The sequence below is a fragment of the Massilia suwonensis genome (genome assembly GCF_042655665.1).
Lineage (GTDB): Bacteria > Pseudomonadota > Gammaproteobacteria > Burkholderiales > Burkholderiaceae_D > Telluria > Telluria suwonensis.
Genome location: NZ_JBHSMR010000013.1, coordinates 1600437 through 1619673, shown reverse-complemented (window position 1 = coordinate 1619673; position 19237 = coordinate 1600437). Strand labels below are relative to the sequence as shown.

At 64.0% G+C, this 19237-nt stretch carries 14 protein-coding genes; 11 read left to right on the top strand and 3 right to left on the bottom strand.

The annotated features are described in order from the left end of the window. The first annotated feature begins 269 nt into the window (after positions 1-269). The 8 genes from ahpC to ACFPQ5_RS15285 all read left to right on the top strand — a co-directional run bounded on the left by ahpC (position 270) and on the right by ACFPQ5_RS15285 (position 11925). A complete protein-coding gene (ahpC, locus tag ACFPQ5_RS15320) occupies positions 270-833 on the top strand; it encodes an alkyl hydroperoxide reductase subunit C (RefSeq protein WP_379757269.1) in 564 nt (187 codons plus the stop codon). Positions 834-921: 88 nt separating this feature from the next. Continuing rightward, positions 922-2517, top strand: a complete 1596-nt coding sequence (gene ahpF / locus ACFPQ5_RS15315; RefSeq protein ID WP_379757266.1) for an alkyl hydroperoxide reductase subunit F — start codon at positions 922-924, stop codon at positions 2515-2517. A gap of 584 nt (positions 2518-3101) precedes the next feature. After that, a complete protein-coding gene (locus tag ACFPQ5_RS15310) occupies positions 3102-4808 on the top strand; it encodes a RecQ family ATP-dependent DNA helicase (protein WP_379757263.1) in 1707 nt (568 codons plus the stop codon). 16 nt (positions 4809-4824) lie between these two features. Beyond that, on the top strand, positions 4825-5883 hold the full coding sequence (locus ACFPQ5_RS15305; protein ID WP_379757260.1) for a ligase-associated DNA damage response exonuclease: 1059 nt from the start codon (positions 4825-4827) through the stop codon (positions 5881-5883). Further along, entirely contained in the window at positions 5876-7516 is a 1641-nt protein-coding gene (locus ACFPQ5_RS15300; protein ID WP_379757257.1) for an ATP-dependent DNA ligase, read from the top strand. Before ACFPQ5_RS15305 ends, ACFPQ5_RS15300 begins: the two co-directional genes overlap by 8 nt. A gap of 112 nt (positions 7517-7628) precedes the next feature. Continuing rightward, positions 7629-10085 (top strand): ligase-associated DNA damage response DEXH box helicase, encoded by a 2457-nt coding sequence (locus tag ACFPQ5_RS15295; RefSeq protein WP_379757254.1) that lies wholly within the window; start codon positions 7629-7631, stop codon positions 10083-10085. After that, positions 10082-10732: a ligase-associated DNA damage response endonuclease PdeM gene (gene pdeM, locus ACFPQ5_RS15290; RefSeq protein WP_379757251.1), complete on the top strand. Its 651-nt coding sequence runs from the start codon at positions 10082-10084 to the stop codon at positions 10730-10732. Before ACFPQ5_RS15295 ends, pdeM begins: the two co-directional genes overlap by 4 nt. 80 nt (positions 10733-10812) lie before the next feature. Next, a complete protein-coding gene (locus tag ACFPQ5_RS15285; RefSeq protein ID WP_379757248.1) occupies positions 10813-11925 on the top strand; it encodes an outer membrane lipoprotein in 1113 nt (370 codons plus the stop codon). 111 nt (positions 11926-12036) lie between these two features. On the opposite strand, the gene ACFPQ5_RS15280 is transcribed toward ACFPQ5_RS15285, so the two are convergent. From ACFPQ5_RS15280 to ACFPQ5_RS15270, 3 genes are all read right to left on the bottom strand, one after another. Further along, complete coding sequence (locus ACFPQ5_RS15280) at positions 12037-12831, bottom strand: Crp/Fnr family transcriptional regulator (protein WP_379760129.1); 795 nt, start codon at positions 12829-12831, stop codon at positions 12037-12039. Positions 12832-13289: 458 nt separating this feature from the next. Then, positions 13290-13934 (bottom strand): response regulator, encoded by a 645-nt coding sequence (locus ACFPQ5_RS15275; protein WP_056332929.1) that lies wholly within the window; start codon positions 13932-13934, stop codon positions 13290-13292. Positions 13935-13998: 64 nt separating this feature from the next. Further along, positions 13999-14466: a universal stress protein gene (locus ACFPQ5_RS15270; protein WP_379757243.1), complete on the bottom strand. Its 468-nt coding sequence runs from the start codon at positions 14464-14466 to the stop codon at positions 13999-14001. A gap of 385 nt (positions 14467-14851) precedes the next feature. Between ACFPQ5_RS15270 and ACFPQ5_RS15265 the strand changes: the two genes are divergently transcribed. From ACFPQ5_RS15265 to leuC, 3 genes are all read left to right on the top strand, one after another. Next, positions 14852-15721, top strand: a complete 870-nt coding sequence (locus ACFPQ5_RS15265; RefSeq protein ID WP_379757240.1) for a protein phosphatase CheZ — start codon at positions 14852-14854, stop codon at positions 15719-15721. Beyond that, the gene (locus ACFPQ5_RS15260) at positions 15721-17604 is read left to right on the top strand and encodes a chemotaxis protein CheA (RefSeq protein WP_379757237.1); all 1884 of its coding nucleotides are present in this window, start codon (positions 15721-15723) and stop codon (positions 17602-17604) included. The genes ACFPQ5_RS15265 and ACFPQ5_RS15260 overlap by 1 nt, the downstream gene beginning before the upstream one ends. 232 nt (positions 17605-17836) lie before the next feature. Then, positions 17837-19237: a 3-isopropylmalate dehydratase large subunit gene (gene leuC, locus ACFPQ5_RS15255; RefSeq protein ID WP_379757234.1), complete on the top strand. Its 1401-nt coding sequence runs from the start codon at positions 17837-17839 to the stop codon at positions 19235-19237.

Here is a 19237-nt window from a genome sequence, read left to right as displayed (position 1 = left end):
GGTGAAGCCCGACTATACGGGGGACGGCGCATTTGCGGCGCGGGGTCCAAGCGGACTCGCGGTTGCAAAGACCGCGCCTTTCCCTCACACTGGCAAGTTCTTGCGAGAATGATAGGAATGCCAACCCTGCCAGTCATGGCCGGCATTCTTTCCTCCTTGCGATAGTAGAAATTAATCGATCTTATCCGATCAATTAATTTTACAAGCGAGCGCAAGCGCTCTACACTTGCATTTATCAACTTTTGATTCACACCACAACAGGAGCTTCCATGTCCCTTATCAATACCGAGATCAAGCCATTCAAAGCAACCGCTTACCACGCAGGCAAATTCGTCGACCTGACGGAAGAGAACTTCAAGGGCACCTGGTCGGTTCTGATGTTCTACCCGGCCGACTTCACCTTCGTCTGCCCGACCGAGCTGGAAGACCTGGCTGATTTCCAGCCTGAATTCGAAAAAATGGGCGTGAAAGTCTACGGCGTGTCGACCGACACCCACTTCGCCCACAAGGCATGGCACGACACCTCGGACGCCATCAAGAAAGTCAACTACCCGCTGATCGGCGACCCGACCGGCACCCTGGCACGCAACTTCCAGGTCATGATCGAAGAAGAAGGCCTGGCACTGCGCGGCACCTTCGTCATCAATCCTGAAGGCCAGATCAAGGTCATGGAAGTGCACGACAACGGCATCGGCCGCGACGCATCGGAACTGATGCGCAAAGTCAAGGCTGCCCAGTACGTCGCCGCCCACCCAGGCCAGGTTTGCCCAGCCAAGTGGACCGAAGGCGCCGAAACGCTGACCCCGTCGCTGGACCTGGTCGGCAAGATCTAAGTAGTTAGTAGTCAGCAGTTAGCAGTACCGGGATGCCGGGCAGGGAAGACCGCCGGCATCCATTCTTCACCGAATAAAAGGAAAAACCATGCTCGAAGCAACCCTCAAGAAGCAGTTGCAGGCCTATTTGGAAAAAGTGGTGCAGCCGATTGAGATCGTTGCATCGCTGGACGCGTCGCCGAAAGCGCGCGAAATGGAAGAGCTGCTCAAGGAAATCACCTCCCTGAGCGCCAAGATTACCTACCGCGACGATGGCCAGGGCGTACGCAAGCCGTCGTTTGCCATCAATCGCGTCGGTACCGACATCGGTATCGAATTCGCCGCGATTCCGCTCGGCCACGAATTCACCTCGCTGGTGCTGGCCCTGCTGCAAGTCGGCGGCCACCCGATCAAGTTCGACGAGGCAGTGATCGAACAGATCAGGAATCTCGACGGCGACTTCGTCTTCGAAGCCTTTATTTCGCTGTCCTGCCATAACTGCCCGGAAGTCGTGCAGTCGCTGAATTCGATGTCGATCATCAATCCGCGCATCAAGGTTACGACCATCGATGGCGGCCTGTTCAAGGATGAAGTCGAGTCGCGCCAGATCCTGGCCGTGCCGATGATGTTCCTGAACGGCGAGCACTTCGGCCAGGGCCGCATGAGCGCCGAGGAAATCCTCGCCAAGCTCGACACCGGCGCCGGCAAGCGCAAGGCGGCCGAACTGTCCAAGAAAGAAGCCTTCGACGTGCTGATCGTCGGCGGCGGTCCTGCCGGCGCAGCCGCGGCGATCTACGCCGCCCGCAAAGGCATCCGTACCGGCGTCGTGGCCGACCGTTTCGGCGGCCAGGTGCTCGACACCCTGGCGATCGAGAACTTTGTCTCGGTCAAGGAAACCGAAGGGCCGAAGTTTGCCGTCTCGCTGGAAGAGCACGTCAAGCAATACGAAGTCGACATCATGAACCTGCAGCGCGCGGCCAAGCTCGAGAGGAACGAGGACGGCAAGCTGTTCGAAGTGACGACCGAAGACGGCGCCGTTTTGAAATCGAAGTCGGTGATTATCTCGACCGGCGCCCGCTGGCGCGAAATCAACGTGCCGGGCGAAAAAGAGTACAAGAACCACGGCGTGGCTTATTGCCCGCACTGCGACGGTCCGCTGTTCAAGGGCAAGCGCGTGTCGGTCATCGGCGGCGGTAACTCGGGCGTCGAAGCGGCCATCGACCTGGCCGGTATCGTCGAACACGTGACGCTGATCGAATTCGGCGCCGAGCTGCGCGCCGACGCGGTCTTGCAGCGCAAGCTCTACAGCCTGAAGAACGTGAACGTGATCAAGAGCGCCCAGACCACGGAAATCCATGGCGACGGCAAGAAGGTCACCGGCCTGTCGTACAAGGACCGCAACAGCGGCGAGGTCAAGACGGTCGAACTGGCGGGCGTGTTCGTGCAGATCGGCCTGGTGCCGAACGCCGAATGGCTGAAGGGCACGATCGAGCTGTCGCCGTACGGCGAGATCGAAGTCGACGTGCGTGGCGAAACCTCGCTGCCGGGCGTGTTTGCCGCCGGCGACGTCACCACGGTGCCGTTCAAGCAGATCGTGATCGCCGTGGGCGAGGGCGCCAAGGCTTCGCTGGCCGCCTTCGACTACATGATGCGTCTGCCGACCGAAGAGACCGACGCGGTCGATATGGAAGCCAAGGCTGCCTGATCGATTGTTCTCTCGGTAAGGAAACGCCATCCCGATGCGAGTCGGGATGGCGTTTTTTTCGGGTCATCGGCAGGAAAACAAAAAACGCCACCCCAATGGGTGGCGTTGTCGCTTTATTTAATTGCCGGCACGTACGCTGTACCGGTCTCAACTGTTGCCTGGCCTTATCGTGCGCCAGCAGAAGCCATGTTTTGCGACAATTGATTTCAGCCAGACATCACTGGCGAAACCTGCCGCACATGGCGCAGGAATTCAGTGAAACATCAGGACCGCTGCGCTCTGCAGGGTATTCGTTTCGAAGATCAGCCAGGCAGCGGCGCTGGCGAGGGCAAGTTGGAGTGCGGTCAGGGTAGTGGGGATCGAGCGCATCATGATTGTTTCTCCTGGTCTTCACATTCGCGTTGGTATGGTGCCATTTTGAGGCCAGGCCACTTTGCGCGGCATCGGCGGGCATTCCTCCGTTCTGTAGGAATAGACCTTGCGCAACTGTCTCAGCGGCGAGAAGGGCCATCAAGTGCCGCTCCTACGCCACATCTGGCTGGCGTCCTATAGTCGTGTTCGCGCGCGCGCCTTAGAGTGCTCGCATGACCCGACACGACCCCCAACTCCTGCATAACGGCCTGCTCGCAGTGCGCCGTCATTCCATCAAAAAACTGCTGCGCTCCGTGTTCGGCATCGAACGCCTGCGCGACGGCCAGCAGCGCGTCATCGACAGCGTCCTCGACGGCAAGGACACGCTGGCGATCATGCCCACCGGCGGCGGCAAGTCGCTGTGCTACCAGATTCCGGCGCATCTGCTGGAGGGCTTGACGGTGGTCGTCTCGCCCCTGATCTCGCTGATGAAGGACCAGCTCGGCAAGCTGGAAGAACTGGGCGTGCGTGCCTGTCAGGTCAATAGCAGCCTGAATGCCGAGGAAGAACGGGAAGCGCTGGATGCGATTGCGACCGGCGCTTGCGGGATCGTGTTCTGCACGCCGGAGCGCCTGGCTTCGCCCGAGTTCCTGGAAGTGCTGAAGCAAACGACGGTTGCCCTCGTCGCGATCGACGAAGCCCATTGCATTTCCCAATGGGGCCACGATTTCCGCCCGGCCTATATCGAGATGGCGGCCGCCATTGCCGCGCTCGGTCACCCGACCGTGCTGGCCCTGACCGCCACCGCCACCGACGAGGTGATGGAAGACATCGGCCGCCAGCTGAACCGGCCGCGCATGAAGGTCATCAACACCGGCATCTACCGCCCGAACCTGCACTACAGCGTGGTGCAGGTGACCAATCCCGACGAGAAGTTTTCCGAAGCCCGGCGCCTGGTGGCCGAAACCGAAGGCGTCGGCATCGTCTACGCCGCCACGGTCAAGGCGGCCGAAGAGATGCACCGCATCCTCGAGGAAGCGGGCGAATCGGTGACGATCTACCACGGCAAGCTGCCCAGCGCCGAGCGCAAGGCGAACCAGGACCTGTTCATGAACGACGAACGGCGCGTCATGGTCGCGACCAACGCCTTCGGCATGGGCATCGACAAGAGCGACACCCGCTTCGTGATCCATCTTCAAATTCCGGCGAACCTCGAATCCTATTACCAGGAATCCGGCCGGGCAGGGCGCGACGGCCAGGATGCCCAGTGCACCTTGCTCTTCCTGCAGGACGACAAACGCCTGCAGCAGTTCTTCCTCGTCAAGCACTATCCGGACGCGGAGGAGATCCGCTCGGTCTACGAGGCCGCGCGCGAACTGGCGGAAGAGGGTGCGGTCACGACCGAAGGCATCGAGGACAAGCTGGGCGACCTAAACGAAGCCAAGATCAAGGTCTGCCTCAAGCTGCTGAAGGACGGCAAGTTCGTGCGCCAGAACCGCAAGCTCGAGTTCGTGATCACGGCGAACGAGCCGAAGGCGGCCCATTTCGAGCAATTGGCCGCGGTCTACGTGCAAAAGCAGGAGCACGACCGCGAGTCGCTGGAAAAGATGGTCAGCTATGCGGTAAGCGGCTTCTGCCGCTGGAAACTGATGCTCGACTATTTCGGCGACGAGGTCGAAGGCTTCGAGAAATGCTGCCGCTGCGACAACTGCAAGAACCCGCCGGCGCTGGCGCTGGAAGACATCGAAATCCGCGACGACGAGTTCGACCACACGCCCGAACCGGAGCCGGCCGGCCCGCACTTTGAAGCCGGCATGAAGGTCAAGGTGCCGAAGTACGGCGAGGGCGTGGTGGTGTCGGTGGCAGGCGACCAGATCGGCATCGACTTCCCGGACGGCGAGCATAAAAGCTTTATGGCAGACTTCGTTGAACTAGTCTGAAGCCGGAAAGGTCCGCATGGGAGATATGGTCGTCGTGCGCAAGGAGGGGCTGTACTGCGTCCCTGGCGGGTTTTATATCGATCCCTGGCGGCCGGTCGAGCGCGCCGTGATCACCCATGCCCATGGCGACCATGCGCGCTACGGCCACGGCAAATACCTGACCGCCGCCAGCGGCGTGCACGTGCTGCGCTCGCGCCTGGGCGACATCAATGTCGACGGCCTCGAATACGGCCAGACCGTCGTGCACAACGGCGTCACCATCTCCCTGCATCCGGCCGGTCACGTGCTCGGTTCGGCCCAGGTGCGTATGGAACACCAGGGCGAGGTCTGGGTCGCCTCCGGCGACTACAAGATCGAACCCGACAAAACCTGCGCGCCCTTCGAGCCGGTACGCTGCCATACCTTCATTACCGAATCGACCTTCGGCCTGCCAATCTACCGCTGGGAACCCGAACAGAGCATTTTCGACGACATCAACCGCTGGTGGAAGAAGAATGCGGAAGAGGGGCGCTGCAGCGTGATCTTCGGCTACTCTTTCGGCAAGGCCCAGCGCATCCTGTCGGGGCTGGATCCTTCGATCGGCCCGATCGTCTGCCACGGCGCCGTGGAACCGCTCAATCGCGTGTACCGGGAAGGCGGGATCATGCTGCCGCCGACCCTGATGGTGAGCGACGTCGACAAGGCGGCGCTGAAGCAGTCCATCGTCGTGGCGCCGCCGTCCGCCTCCGGCTCGCCCTGGATGAAGCGCTTCGGCGACTACAGCGACGCCTTCGCCAGCGGCTGGATGCAGCTGCGCGGCGCGCGCCGGCGCCGTGGCGTCGACCGCGGCTTCGTGTTGTCCGACCACGCCGACTGGCCGGGCCTGATGAGCGCTATTGCCGCCACCGGCGCCCAGCGCATCATCGTCACCCACGGCTCGATCCCCGTGATGGTCAAATGGCTGTGCCAGCAGGGACTGGACGCGGCCGGCTTCGATACCGAATACGGCGACGACGATGACGACGTCGGCATCGCGCCGCAACCGGCGGCGGAAGGGGAGCAAGCCGTGGAGCAGCAGGAGAGCAAGGATGCGTGAATTCGCCCGCCTGTTCGCCGAACTCGACGAGACCACCGCCACCAACCGTAAACTCGAGGCCCTGCAGCAGTATTTTTCCACGGCCGCACCCGAGAACGCGGCCTGGGCCGTGTATTTCCTGGCCGGCGGTAAGCCGCGGCAGGCGGTGCCGACCAAGCTGCTGCGCCAGTTCGCGATCGAATACGCGGTGCTGGACGAATGGCTGTTCGACGAGTCCTACCATGCGGTGGGCGACATGGCCGAAACCATCGCACACATCCTGCCGCCGCCGGAAAAGCGCAGCGACGTCGGTCTGGCAGAATGGATGACCGAACGCATCGGTCCCTTGCGCGGCGCCGACCCGCCTGTCATCCGCGAAGCCCTGTTCACCTACTGGAACGAGCTGACCACGCCCGAGCGCTTCCTGTTTTGCAAGCTGATCGGCGGCGGCTTCCGGGTCGGCGTCTCGAAGCTGCTGGTGACGCGCGCGCTGGCGAACATCGCCGCCGTGGACAGCAAACTGATCGCCCAGCGCCTGATGGGCTGGACCGACGGCAGCGTGCGTCCAACTGCCGCCAAGTTCCTGCAATTGATTGCCGCGCAGTCGGACGAAGAGCACAAGCTGCGCGGCGGCCAACCCTATCCCTTCTTCCTGGCGCATCAGTTGCAGGGCGACCCGGCCGCGCTGGGCGATTTGCACGACTGGCAAGTCGAATGGAAATACGACGGCATCCGCGCCCAGCTGGTGCGGCGCGGGGCGCAGAATTACCTGTGGTCGCGCGGCGAAGACCTGATCAGCGAGCGCTTTCCCGAGCTGTGCAGCGTGCGCCTGCCTGAGGGGACCGTGGTCGATGGCGAGGTGCTGGTCTGGGATCACGCCAACGACGTGCCGGCGCCGTTTGCCGAACTGCAGCGCCGCATCGGCCGCAAAACCTTGTCCGCCAAGTTGCTGGCCGAGTTGCCGGCCGTGCTGGTCTGCTACGACTTGCTGGAACTCGACGGCGTCGACCTGCGCCAGCTGCCCCAGCACGAACGGCGCGCGCTGCTGGAAACGCAGGTGGCTGCCATCGATCAGCCGCAACTCAAAATCTCGCCCGTGGTCCAGGCCGACAGCTGGGAAGCGCTGGCCGCCCTGCGCGAAGAATCGCGCAACCGCGGCGTCGAAGGCATGATGGTCAAGGCCAAAAGTGCCCAGTACGGCGTGGGACGCACCAAGGATGTCGGCACCTGGTGGAAGTGGAAGGTCGATCCCTACTCGGTCGACGCGGTACTGATCTATGCGCAGGCCGGACACGGGCGCCGCGCTTCGCTCTATACCGACTACACCTTTGCTGTCTGGGACGACGACGAAGGGCATGGCGAGCGCAAGCTGGTACCCTTCGCAAAAGCCTATTCCGGCCTGACGGATGCCGAGATTGCCCAGGTTGACAATGCGATCCGCAAGACGACCATCGAGAAATTCGGGCCGGTGCGCTCGGTGAAGCCGACCATGGTGTTCGAGATCGGCTTCGAGGGCATTGCCTTGTCCTCGCGCCACAAGGCGGGCATCGCCGTGCGCTTCCCGCGGATTTTGCGGCGGCGCGACGACAAGACGGTCGAGGATGCGGACACGCTCGATACGCTCAAGGGTTTATTGGCGGCGGCAAGCGCCTAAGCCTGCACCTTGCGCTTGTGATCGGCGCTGTCGGCCATATTTACGTCGGGAATCCTAACGAGAAACCTGCATTGATGGGCAAACCCTTTCAGCGAATAACAGGCCTGCGCGCATGAGCGGGCCAACACCAAGCGTCGTCAAGGACTGGTTCGCCTCGCGCGGCTGGAAAGCTTTCCCGTTCCAGAAAGAAGTTTGGAAGGCCGCGCTGGCCGGCCAGTCCGGGCTGCTGCATGCGAATACCGGCGCCGGTAAAACCTACGCCGTGTGGCTGGCCGCCTTGCAGCGTGGCGCCCTGGCAAAAGGGCGGATGAGCGGCCTGCGCGTGCTGTGGATCACGCCGATGCGCGCGCTCGCCGCCGACACCCAGCGCGCGCTCGAGGAGTCCGCCGCGGCGCTCGCGCCCGAGTGGACGGTCGGCGCCCGCACCGGCGACACCGGCTCGGCCGAGCGCGCACGCCAGGCGCGCAAGTGGCCGACCAGCCTGGTCACGACGCCGGAAAGCCTGTCGCTGTTGCTGAGCCATGCGGCGGCCGCCGAGCAGTTCAAGCACCTCGACATGATCATCATCGACGAGTGGCACGAGCTGATGGGCAGCAAGCGCGGTGTGCAGGTGCAGCTGGCGCTGGCGCGGCTGCGCCACTGGCGCCCCGGATTGGTGGTCTGGGGCGTGTCGGCGACGATGGGCGACCTGGATCTGGCGCGCCAGGTACTGCTGGGTGGGATGGAGGGCGTGCTGGTCGAAGGCGATACCAAGAAGGAAATCGTCGTCGACTCGCTGATCCCGAAAGATGTCGCGCGTTTTCCCTGGGGCGGCCACCTGGGCCTGCAGATGCTGAAACCCGTGATCGACGAGATCGAGCATTACGACGCGACCCTGGTGTTCACGAATACCCGCGCCCAATCGGAAATCTGGTACCAGAACATCCTGGAAGCGCGTCCCGACTGGGCCGGCCTGATCGCGCTGCACCACGGTTCGCTGGCGCGCGAGGTGCGCGACTGGGTCGAGATGGGCCTGAAGAAGGGCGACCTGAAAGCCGTGATCTGCACCGCCAGCCTCGACCTGGGCGTGGACTTCCTGCCGGTCGAGCGCGTGCTGCAGGTCGGCAGCGCCAAGGGCATCGCGCGCCTGCTGCAACGGGCCGGGCGCAGCGGTCACGCGCCGGGGCGGGTGTCGCGCGTGACCCTGGTGCCGACCAACAGCATGGAAATCCTGGAAGCGGCCGGCGCCAAGAAGGCGGTGGCGGCGCGCAGGATCGAGGGGCGTTATGTGCCCAATAAGCCCTTCGACGTGCTGGTGCAGCACCTGGTGACGGTGGCGCTGGGCGGCGGTTTCCGCTCCGAGGAGTTCTTCAATGAAGTGCGCCGTGCCTGGTCGTATCGCCATCTCACCGAGGAAGAGTGGCAGTGGGCGCTGGACTTCGTCGCGCGCGGCGGACAGAGTCTCACCGTGTATCCGGAATACCGGCGCGTGCTGCCGGACGAGGAGGGCGTCTACCGGGTGCCGGATACCGCCATCGGGCGGCGGCACCGGATGGGCATCGGCACCATCGTCTCGGATGCGACCATCCAGGTGAAATACGTCAGCGGCGGGCGCATCGGCAGCATGGAGGAGTCCTTCATCGGGCGCCTCAAGCCAGGCGACCATTTCCTGTTCGGCGGACGCATCCTGGAATTCGTCCGGGTGCACGAGATGACGGCTTTCGTGAAACGCGCGACCGGTACGCGCGGTGCAATTGCGCGCTGGCAGGGCGCGAAGATGCCGATGTCGTCCGAGCTCGCGCACGCTGCCCTGGAGCAGTTGCGCCAGGCGGCCGAGGGCCGTTTCGAAGGGCCGGAAATGCAGGCGATCCGGCCTCTGCTCGACATTCAGTCGAAGTGGTCGGCCCTGCCCACGCTCGATACCCTGGTGCTGGAGTCGATGAAGAGCCGCGAGGGCTATCACCTGTTCGTGTACCCGTTCGCGGGACGCTCGGTGCACATGGGCCTGGCTTCGCTGTTCGCCTACCGCATCGGGCGGCGCCAGCCGATCACGTTTTCGATCGCGATCAACGACTACGGTTTTGAATTGATGTCGCCCGAGCCGGTCGACTGGGAGCAGGAGTTCTCAAGCGCGACCGGCCTGGACGTGCCCCTGTTCGACACCGAGCACCTGCTCGAAGACGTGCTCGACAGCCTGAACGCGACCCAGTTGTCGCAGCAGCGCTTCCGCGAAGTGGCCCGCATCGCCGGGCTGGTGTTCCAGGGTTATCCGGGCCAGCCGAAATCGAACCGGCAGGTGCAGGCTTCGTCCTCGCTGTTCTTCGAAGTGTTCCGTAAGCACGACGCCGGCAACTTGCTGTTGACGCAAGCCCAGCGTGAAGTGCTGGAGCAGGAACTGGAATTGACCCGCCTGCGCGATACGCTGGCCGAACTGCATGCGCGGAAAGTCGCGTATCGTGTCGTGAAACGCGCGACGCCCTTCGGCTTTGCGCTGATGGTCGAGCGTTTCCGCGAAAAAGTGAGTACTGAGAAATTGAATGACCGTGTAGCGCGCATGGTGCGCGAACTGGAGAAGGCTGCTGCCGTATGACGGGTTCTGTTGTCGAGATTGCTGGCGAGCGCTTGCTGCTCCTGCCTGAAAAAGCCGTGTTCTGGCCGGCTCAAAAAATGTTGATCATCGCCGACATCCATTTCGGCAAGGCTGCTTCCTTCCGCGCGCAAGGCATTCCGGTGCCGCGCGGCACGACCACGGAAAACCTGGTCGGGCTCGATGCCCTGATCGACTTGCATGGCGCCGAGCACGTGGTCTTCCTCGGCGACTTCCTGCATGCGCGCGCCGCTCATGCGTCCAGCACCCAGCAGGCGATGCTGGCCTGGCGCGAGCGCCGCCGCGACCTGCGCCTGACCCTGGTGCGCGGCAACCACGATAAACACGCCGGCGATCCGACGGCGGCGCTCGGCATCGAGCTGGTCGACGAACCGCATGCGGTAGGGCCGTTTGCGTTTTGCCATCACCCCGATCTGGAGACCGGCGGCTATGCGCTGGCCGGCCACGTGCACCCGGCCTGGGTGCTGGCGACGCGTTTCGATTCGCTGCGCCTGCCGTGCTTCGTGGTCGGCAAGGGGCGCATGATCCTGCCTTCCTTTGGCTCCTTTACCGGCGGCCACGTCGTCACGCGCGAGCCGGGCGACGCCATTTTCGTCACCTCAGGCGAGGCCGTGCACAGCGTTCGTTAGCGCACTGTTTTCTCAGGGGCACTGGCGTACCGTGTAAGTACGCTATGAATATTGTCTTGCCCCATACGAGGAGACACACCATGAAACTCAGACATACCCTGGGCGCGACCGTGGTCGCGTTGTTGCCGCTGTGCTCCCTGACCCTGGCGCCGACCGTCGCGCAGGCCCAGCAGTACGCGCGCGACAACCTGTCGAGCCCCGTCATCCGCGGCTTCAACGTCGAGGAAGTGCGGCGCCTGGCGCCCGGCGTCGAACTGCATTTCGACCTGTACGGCACGCCCGGCGGCACCGCGACCCTGCGCATCGACGGCGCCACCCGCAACGTGCACATGACGGAAACCGAGCCGGGCCAGTATGTCGGCACCTACACGATCGGCGCGCGCGACCGCATCGCCAACAACAGTGCCGTCACGGCCAACCTGCGCGTGGGCAACCGCGTGGCGACCGACGTGCTGGCCGAATCGGTGGTGCGCGACGGCGCGCCGCGTCCGAACCGCCGCGGCGACCTGGCCACGGTGCCGAAGATCGAACGATTCGAGGTGCGCAGCAGCGACGAGCTGGTGCCGGGCGCCGATCTCGGCTTTACCGTGTTCGGCACCCCGGGTGCGCGCGTCGAGCTGACGATCACCGGTGCGCGCGGCGTGTTCTTCCTGCCGGAGGTGCGTCCGGGCGAATATGCGGCCGACTACACGATCCGCCGCGACGACCGCATCGCCCCGGACAGCCGGGTGACGGCGACCATCCGCGCCAACGGCCGCTACACCAGCCAGGTGCTGGGCCGTCCGCTGCTGGCAGGCGCGCCGCGTCCGGTTGCGTCTCCGGTCGCCACCAGCGCCCCGCGCACGGCGCGCTACTGCACCAATTGCGCAACGGTGGAAGCGGTGAACGTGGTCGAAGTCAGCGGCCAGGGCAATTATCTCGGCACGGCGGCCGGCGCCGTCGTCGGCGGCCTGCTGGGCAACCAGGTCGGCAGCGGCAGCGGCCGCACGGCGGCCACGGTGGCCGGCGCCATTGGCGGTGGGATGGTAGGAAACAACATCGAACGCAACCGGAACCGCTCGCAGCGCTATGAAGTCGTCGTGCGCTATACGGGCAACGGCGCGACCCAGACGCTGCAGTATGAAAACGATCCGGGCTTCCGCGCGGGCGATGCGGTGCGAGTCAACAACGGCGTATTGTCGCGGGATCAGTAAGGCGTAGGGTAGTCGAGGCCATTGGCCTCGACTACCCCTACGATTCCTCGACGGTGCAAAGTAAAACGGCTCCGACATCTCGTCGGAGCCGTTTGTACATCTGCCGAACGGTCAAACCGTCGCCAGCACCTGGTCGCCGCCGGCCGCGTCGAGCTCGGCCTTCTTGGCGCCGGCCGCCTTGGTGCGCGAGCGCGAAGGGGGCAGGCGGCGCAGGGTCTTCAGTGCTTCCGGATCCTTGATGCCGATGGTGCGCTGGTCGACCGTGATCAGGCCGATTTCGTTAAAGGCCGACAGGGTGCGGCTCACCGTTTCCAGCGTCAGGCCCAGGTAGCTGCCGATCTCGTGGCGCGTCATGCGCAGGTTGAACAGCTTGCTCGAGTAGCCCATGGCGGCGAAACGGTCGGCCAGCGAGACCAGGAAGCGGGCCACGCGCGCCTCGGCGGAGAGGGCGCCGAGCATGCCGATCATGGCCTGTTCGCGCACCAGTTCGCGGCTCATCACGCCGTACATCAGGTTTTCCAGCTCCATGTGCACACGGCCCAGGGCGGTCAATTTCTTGAAGGGCAGCAAGATCAGGTCGCAGTCGGACAGGGCCACGGCCTCGGAGGCGTAGTGACGGGTGTGGATGCCGTCGACGCCGAGCATGTCGCCCTTCATGGGAAAGCTCAGCACCTGTTCGTTGCCGAATTCGTCGATCAGCACCGTTTTCAGGAAGCCGGAGTTGACGATGTACAGGGTGTCGAAGGCCTGGCCGATCGTGTGGACGCGCTGGCCGGTCTTGAATTGCACGTGCTGGAACAGCAGTTCTTCGGAATTGATCGAGACGGCGGCCGGGATATGCAGCAGGTCGCAGACTTCTTTCAGGTTGGACCACAGGCGGCCCTGGCGTTGGCGGCCTGCTTCCATAGGAGTGGAATGCATGGTCGACGAGGCGTTGCGTTGTTCTGGCGTTTGCTGGGACTGCATGCTTTTCTCCAGTGAAGAATTCGAGCTGGCGCGGCGTGGTGGGGTGCCGCTACCGGGTGCTTCAATAGGATTCATCAAGCGGCAGGCTTGGCTTACGGAGAAAAATTAGATCGCAAGCAAGTCGATACGCTGAATTCAGTATGCCAACACGAGTTCGGCATTGGTATCAGCAATGGCTGAATGTGTAGGTAGGAGGGGAGCTAAGGCTGTAGGAATATTCTTACCACAGCGGGGCGTCGCGTCAAGGGGGAGGTAGGATGCCCGTGCTGCAGGCTCCCGGGTGCCCAGCACGCCCCGTGGCGCGCATGGCACAAATGACTGTGAACCGTTGTCAAACGTCTTTTGGGCCCGCAGCGCCAAAGCGCCCAGGCCCGCAACCGGCTTGCTGCCGGGGCCGTTCAGGCTTTCAGCGGCGCCAGCAGCCGGTGGGCGACGGCGTATTGCACCATTTCCGACAGCGAAGTCATGCCCATCTTCTGCATGATGCGGGTCTTGTGGGTGCTGACGGTTTTCACCGACAGGTGCAGGTTGTTGGCGATCTCGGTGATCGACTTGCCGCCGACCAGCAGCGAAAACACTTCGAATTCACGGTCCGAGAGCTGCTTGTGCAGCAATTGCTCGTTCGGCGCCATGATGTTCAGGGCCAGTTGCTCGGCGACCTCGGTGCTGATATAGGGCCGGCCCGAGGCCACCTTGCGGATCGCCCCGACCAGCTGGGTGCCCGCGCTTTCCTTGGTGAGATAGCCCTGGGCGCCGGCGCGGATGGCGCGCACCGCATATTGTTCTTCCTCGTGCATGGTGAGGATCAGGATCGCCAGCTTGGGCGCTTCGCTGCGCACCTGGCGAATCAGGTCGACGCCGCTGCGTCCGGGCATCGACAAATCGAGCAGCAGCAGGTCGAAGCCGCCCTGGCGCACCAGCGACAGCACCTCGAAGCCGTTGGTGGCTTCGCCGACGATTTCGACGTCGAGCGCACCGTCCAGGATGCGCTTGAGTCCCTCGCGCATGATCGTATGGTCATCGGCAATGACGATTCTTATCATGTAGCCGTTCCCCCAGGCCGCGGCGCACCGCGGCTGTTCTAATATAGTAGGCAGGGCGCCGGCCTCAGGTGGCGGCTGGCTCGTTGATCAGGCGGTGCACCAGTACCGGCTTGGTCGTATGCGACAGCACCTTGTTGGTGACGCTGCCCAGCAGGATCTGGCCCCAGCCGCTGCGTCCGTGCGAGCCCATGAAGATCAGGTCGCAGCCTTCCTGTTCGGCGACGTCGACGATCTTGAGCGCCGTGGCATCGGAAAAGGCCGTCATGCAGCTGTGCTGCAGGCCGGCGCCGGCGCAGGAACGCATGATCCTGCCCATGTAGTCTTCACCGGTGCGCCGCATCTGCGCGATGTATTCGTCCTCGCTGGGATAGGCGGGCGGGATGATTTCGACGTAGACCGGATACTGGTATTCCGGCGCGACGAACAGGGCCAGCACCTCGGCCCCCATCTGCTGCGCGAACTTGACGCCGGCACAGGCCGTGTGCTGCGACACGGCCGAGCCGTCGGTGGTGATCAGGATTTTCCGGTACATGATAAGCCCTCCATACGCCACGCTATTGTGGCTTCTGAATCGCGTTCCGGGCTTGTGACCGCGCAAGCTGTTGACTTTGCTCAAACACGAGCTTGCCTGCTTCGGAACGCCTCGAAAAACGGTGCACAATCGACGCGACCACAAAACAACACCTGACTTGCGAAAATATTCAGGAACTGCATGGTTTTATTGTCGCGGAATTAAGTTTCCTTGTCCATTTCGTTGTATTGCTTTTTCCGAGATTTACCTACGGCAACTACGCTGCTAAACTCGCTTACTGAATTTACGGGCTTCCAGTCGCTGCATGACGCGCGCGGGAGTCCACATCCAACGGACCGAAGCACGCAAGATTGCGACACATTCATATTATGGAGAAGCAGGAATTATGACCGACGCCGCCGACGATTTCGACGCCTTATTCGAGGAAGTGGCAGCCCAGCGCGCCAGTGCGCCGGCGCCTGCTGCGCCGGTAGCCGAGGCCGTGGCGGCACCTGCCGCCGCCGACGAAGACGACCTGGAAGCCTTGTTCGACCAGGTGGCCTCCAGCCAGCCGCCTGCGGCAGCCGGCGCGCCGACCGCCGCCCTGGCAACGGCCGCCGTGGCGACCGTCGCCGTGGCCAATGTCGCCGCCGAAGAGGGCGCCGAGGGCGACAAGAACATGTACGAACGCCTGGGCGGCATCGTGCGCCTGCTGCACGACTCGCTGCGCGAGCTGGGCTACGACCGCGCGCTGACCGAGGCGTCCTCGCAGATCAACGACGCTCAGGACCGCCTGGAATACGTCGCCACGCTGACCGAACAGGCCGCCAACAAGGTGCTCAACACCCTGGACGACGGCATGCCGGCCCAGGACAAGCTGTCGAAGCAGGCCTCCGAGATGGAAACCCGCTGGGCCGACCTGTTCGCGGGCAAGCTGAGCCTGGACGAATTCAAGGCCCTGGCCGGCGATTCGCGCCAGTTCGCGGCAACTGTGGCAGAGGCGACCGAGGCGGAAAAAGCCCGCCTGCTGGAAATCATGATGGCCCAGGACTTCCAGGACATCACCGGCCAGCTGATCAAGAAGGTCGTGGGTATCACCAAGACCGTGGAAAACGAACTTGCCCAGCTGCTGCGCGACAACGCGCCGCCGGAAACGCGCGCCAAGCTGGCCGAAAAGGAAGCAGCTCCCGCTCAATTGATGTCCGGTCCGTCCATGCCGTCCGCGGCGCTGGACCAGGATAACGTCGACGACCTTCTTGCCGATCTGGGATTCTAATGGACGATATGCTCAAGGACTTCGTCGTCGAGGCGATGGATCTGGCTGTCAATGTTGAAGAACACCTCCTGCGCCTCGAACGCGATCCGGAAAACAAGGAAACGCTGAATGCGGTGTTTCGCTCGTTCCACACGATCAAGGGCGGTGCCGGGTTCATGGGCCTGCCTGCGCTCGTCGCGGCCTGCCACCTGACCGAGAACCTGTTCGACGCGCTGCGCACCGGCGCCGCGCCGGTCACGCCGCTGTCGATCGAGGCGGCGCTGCAGGCTTCGGGCTTCGTGGCCGACCAGCTGAACGACCTGAACAACGGCACCGCGCCCGAAGCGCTGGCGCCGATGCCGCAGGACCTGGAACGCATCCTGATGGATGCGATCGAAGGCAAGACCGAAGCCGCGCCCGCCGCAGCCCCGGCTGCTGCGCCGGCACCGGTTGCCGCAGCCGTCGCGCCTGCCGCTGCTCCGGCCGCTCCAGCCGCCGCTGCCGTCGGTGAAGACGGTCTCGACTGGCCTGCGATGTACAACGCCGTGGTGCCGGCCAGCGCCGCCATCGCGGCCTCGGCCCCCGAGGCCGCGCCCGCCGCTGCACCTGCCGCCGCTCCCGTGGCGCAGCCCGAGGCCGCCGCCGCACCTGCCGCCAAGGCCGGCTGGGATGGCGTCGACCGTCGCAACAGCGACGGCAAGGCCGCCGCCGCCGCGCCGGCCAAGGACGAAAGCATCCGTATCGATGCCGTCAAACTCGACGCGCTGCTGGAAGTTGCCGGCGAATCGGTGCAGGCTGCCAACCAGGCCGCCGTGTTGCTGGAACGCCTGTCGCAGTTCAAGTTCGAGGGACAAGCCGCGACCCTGATGGCGACCCTGACCGAAACCCTGGAACGCGCGTCGCGCTACTCGGCCGAACTGCAGCGCGCCACGCTGGCGACGCGCATGCAGCCGGTGGGCCGCCTGTTCCAGAAGTTCCCGCGCCTGGTGCGCGAACTGGCGAAAGACCTCGGCAAGGACGTCGAACTGACGATCGAAGGCGCCGAGACCGAAGTCGACCGCGTCGTCGTGGACAGCCTCTACGATCCGCTGGTGCACATGCTGCGCAACGCGCTCGACCACGGCGTCGAATCGCCGCAGGAACGCGTCGCCGCCGGCAAGCCCGCGAAAGCCTTCATCCTGCTGAAAGCCTGGCAGGAAGCCAACAGCGTCATGATCGTGCTGCAGGACGACGGCAAGGGCATGGACCCGGCCAAGCTGCGCAGGAAAGCCATCGACAAGGGCCTGATCGGCGAGAACGGCGCCCAGAGCGACGAGGATGCGTATCAACTCGTGTTCCTGCCGGGCTTCTCGACCAAGGAAGTGGCGTCGTCGGTCTCGGGCCGCGGCGTGGGCATGGACGTCGTCAAGACGGCGGTGGAAAAAAACCGCGGCGCGATCCGCATCGATTCCTCGCTGGGCCACGGCACCAAGTTCGCGATTCGCCTGCCGATCGAACTGTCGATCGTGCCGACGATGCTGGTTTCGACCTCGGGTGCTTCGCTGGCGCTGCCGATGGCGGTGGTCGAGCGCGTGGTCGAACTGCCGGAAACCTTCTCCCAGGTCGGCGGCGCCCCGGTGCTGAAGGACCAGGGCCGTCCGCTGCCGGTGCGTTCGCTGGCCGGCTCGCTCGGCTACGAGGAAGCGGCGGAGCGTGTCGGCATCGTCATCAACGCCCCGCAGCCTTACATCCTGGCGGTGGAAGCGGTCGACGGTACGGCCGACCTCGTGATCAAGCCGATGACGGCGCTGACCGTCGAGGGCATCACCGGTACCGCGCGTTCGGCCGAGGGCGAGCTGGTGCTGGTCGTAGGCCTGTCCTTCCTGATGGACGGCTGCCGCAGCACGGTGCGCATGGCAGCATAAAAAGCACCCGTTTGGTGAAAAAGGGCGGAATTTGCCCTTGCAATAAAAGCCTGCGCATTTCTTGCGCAGGCTTTTTTTATTTGCATAAGCGAGCTGGTGTGCAAACGATATTTGCACACGTGCTTCATTATTGGCAGGATCGTGCAAAATGACCCCATTACTGCCGCAGTGCACAATTATGGCATAATCAAAATCCCCCGCTTCCGGTGGCAGCTTCGACAGGATACAAAGCATGTTAAAGACGCTCTACGACAAACTCTGGGAATCGCACGTCGTGCGTGCCGACGCCGACGGCACGACCGTGCTCTACATCGACCGCCACCTGGTGCACGAAGTCACCAGCCCGCAAGCCTTCGAGGGCCTGCGCGAAGCGCACCGCGGACTATGGCGCACCGCTGCCAACCTGGCGGTCGCTGACCACAACGTGCCGACCACCGACCGCCGCGAAGGGATCGCCGATCCGACTTCGCGCCTGCAGGTCGAGACCCTGGACGCGAACGCGAAGAGCTTCGGGCTCACCTACTTCAACATGAACGACAAGCGCCAGGGCATCGTCCACGTGATCGGGCCGGAGCAGGGCGCGACGCTTCCCGGCATGACCGTGGTCTGCGGCGACTCGCACACCTCGACCCACGGCGCCTTCGGCTGCCTCGCGCACGGCATCGGCACCTCCGAAGTCGAGCACGTGCTGGCGACGCAGACGCTGCTGGCGAAGAAATCGAAATCCATGCTGGTGCAGGTCGACGGCGCGCTGCCGAAGGGCGTCACCGCCAAGGACATCGTGCTGGCCGTGATCGGCAAGATCGGCACCGCCGGCGGCACCGGCTACGCCATCGAATTCGGCGGCTCGACCATCCGCTCGCTGTCGATGGAAGGCCGCATGACGGTCTGTAACATGGCGATCGAAGCGGGCGCACGCGCCGGCATGGTCGCCGTCGACGACACCACGATCGACTACGTGAAAGGCCGTCCGTTCTCGCCCGTCGGCCCGCAATGGGAACAGGCAGTGGCCTACTGGCGCACCCTGCACACCGATCCGGGCGCGAAGTTCGACATGGTCGTCAGGCTGGATGCATCCCAGATCCGCCCGCAGGTCACCTGGGGCACCTCGCCCGAGATGGTGACCGCGATCGACGGCCGCGTGCCCGATCCGGACCAGGAAAAGGATGCCGTACGCCGCGACGCCATGGAAAAGGCGCTGACCTACATGGCCCTGACCCCGAATACCCCGATCGAGAACATCCGCATCGACAAGGTCTTCATCGGTTCCTGCACCAATTCGCGCATCGAGGACTTGCGCGAAGCCGCGCATGTGGTGCGCGGCCGCCAGCGCGCCTCGAACGTCAAACTCGCGATGGTGGTGCCGGGTTCGGGACTGGTGAAGGAACAGGCCGAGCGCGAAGGCCTGGATAAAATCTTCAAGGCCGCCGGCTTCGAATGGCGCGAGCCGGGCTGCTCGATGTGCCTGGCGATGAATGCCGACCGCCTGGAACCGGGCGAGCGCTGCGCCTCGACCTCGAACCGCAATTTCGAAGGCCGGCAAGGGCAGGGCGGACGCACCCACCTGGTGTCGCCGGCCATGGCCGCCGCGGCCGGCATCGCCGGCCACTTCGTCGATGTACGCTCGCTGTAA

Coding starts and splice junctions, on each gene's coding strand:
- ahpC (WP_379757269.1), top strand. CDS start 270: ATGTCCCTTATCAATACCGAGATCAAGCCATTCAAAGCAACCGCTTAC.
- ahpF (WP_379757266.1), top strand. CDS start 922: ATGCTCGAAGCAACCCTCAAGAAGCAGTTGCAGGCCTATTTGGAAAAA.
- ACFPQ5_RS15310 (WP_379757263.1), top strand. CDS start 3,102: ATGACCCGACACGACCCCCAACTCCTGCATAACGGCCTGCTCGCAGTG.
- ACFPQ5_RS15305 (WP_379757260.1), top strand. CDS start 4,825: ATGGGAGATATGGTCGTCGTGCGCAAGGAGGGGCTGTACTGCGTCCCT.
- ACFPQ5_RS15300 (WP_379757257.1), top strand. CDS start 5,876: ATGCGTGAATTCGCCCGCCTGTTCGCCGAACTCGACGAGACCACCGCC.
- ACFPQ5_RS15295 (WP_379757254.1), top strand. CDS start 7,629: ATGAGCGGGCCAACACCAAGCGTCGTCAAGGACTGGTTCGCCTCGCGC.
- pdeM (WP_379757251.1), top strand. CDS start 10,082: ATGACGGGTTCTGTTGTCGAGATTGCTGGCGAGCGCTTGCTGCTCCTG.
- ACFPQ5_RS15285 (WP_379757248.1), top strand. CDS start 10,813: ATGAAACTCAGACATACCCTGGGCGCGACCGTGGTCGCGTTGTTGCCG.
- ACFPQ5_RS15280 (WP_379760129.1), bottom strand. CDS start 12,831: ATGGAAGCAGGCCGCCAACGCCAGGGCCGCCTGTGGTCCAACCTGAAA.
- ACFPQ5_RS15275 (WP_056332929.1), bottom strand. CDS start 13,934: ATGATAAGAATCGTCATTGCCGATGACCATACGATCATGCGCGAGGGA.
- ACFPQ5_RS15270 (WP_379757243.1), bottom strand. CDS start 14,466: ATGTACCGGAAAATCCTGATCACCACCGACGGCTCGGCCGTGTCGCAG.
- ACFPQ5_RS15265 (WP_379757240.1), top strand. CDS start 14,852: ATGACCGACGCCGCCGACGATTTCGACGCCTTATTCGAGGAAGTGGCA.
- ACFPQ5_RS15260 (WP_379757237.1), top strand. CDS start 15,721: ATGGACGATATGCTCAAGGACTTCGTCGTCGAGGCGATGGATCTGGCT.
- leuC (WP_379757234.1), top strand. CDS start 17,837: ATGTTAAAGACGCTCTACGACAAACTCTGGGAATCGCACGTCGTGCGT.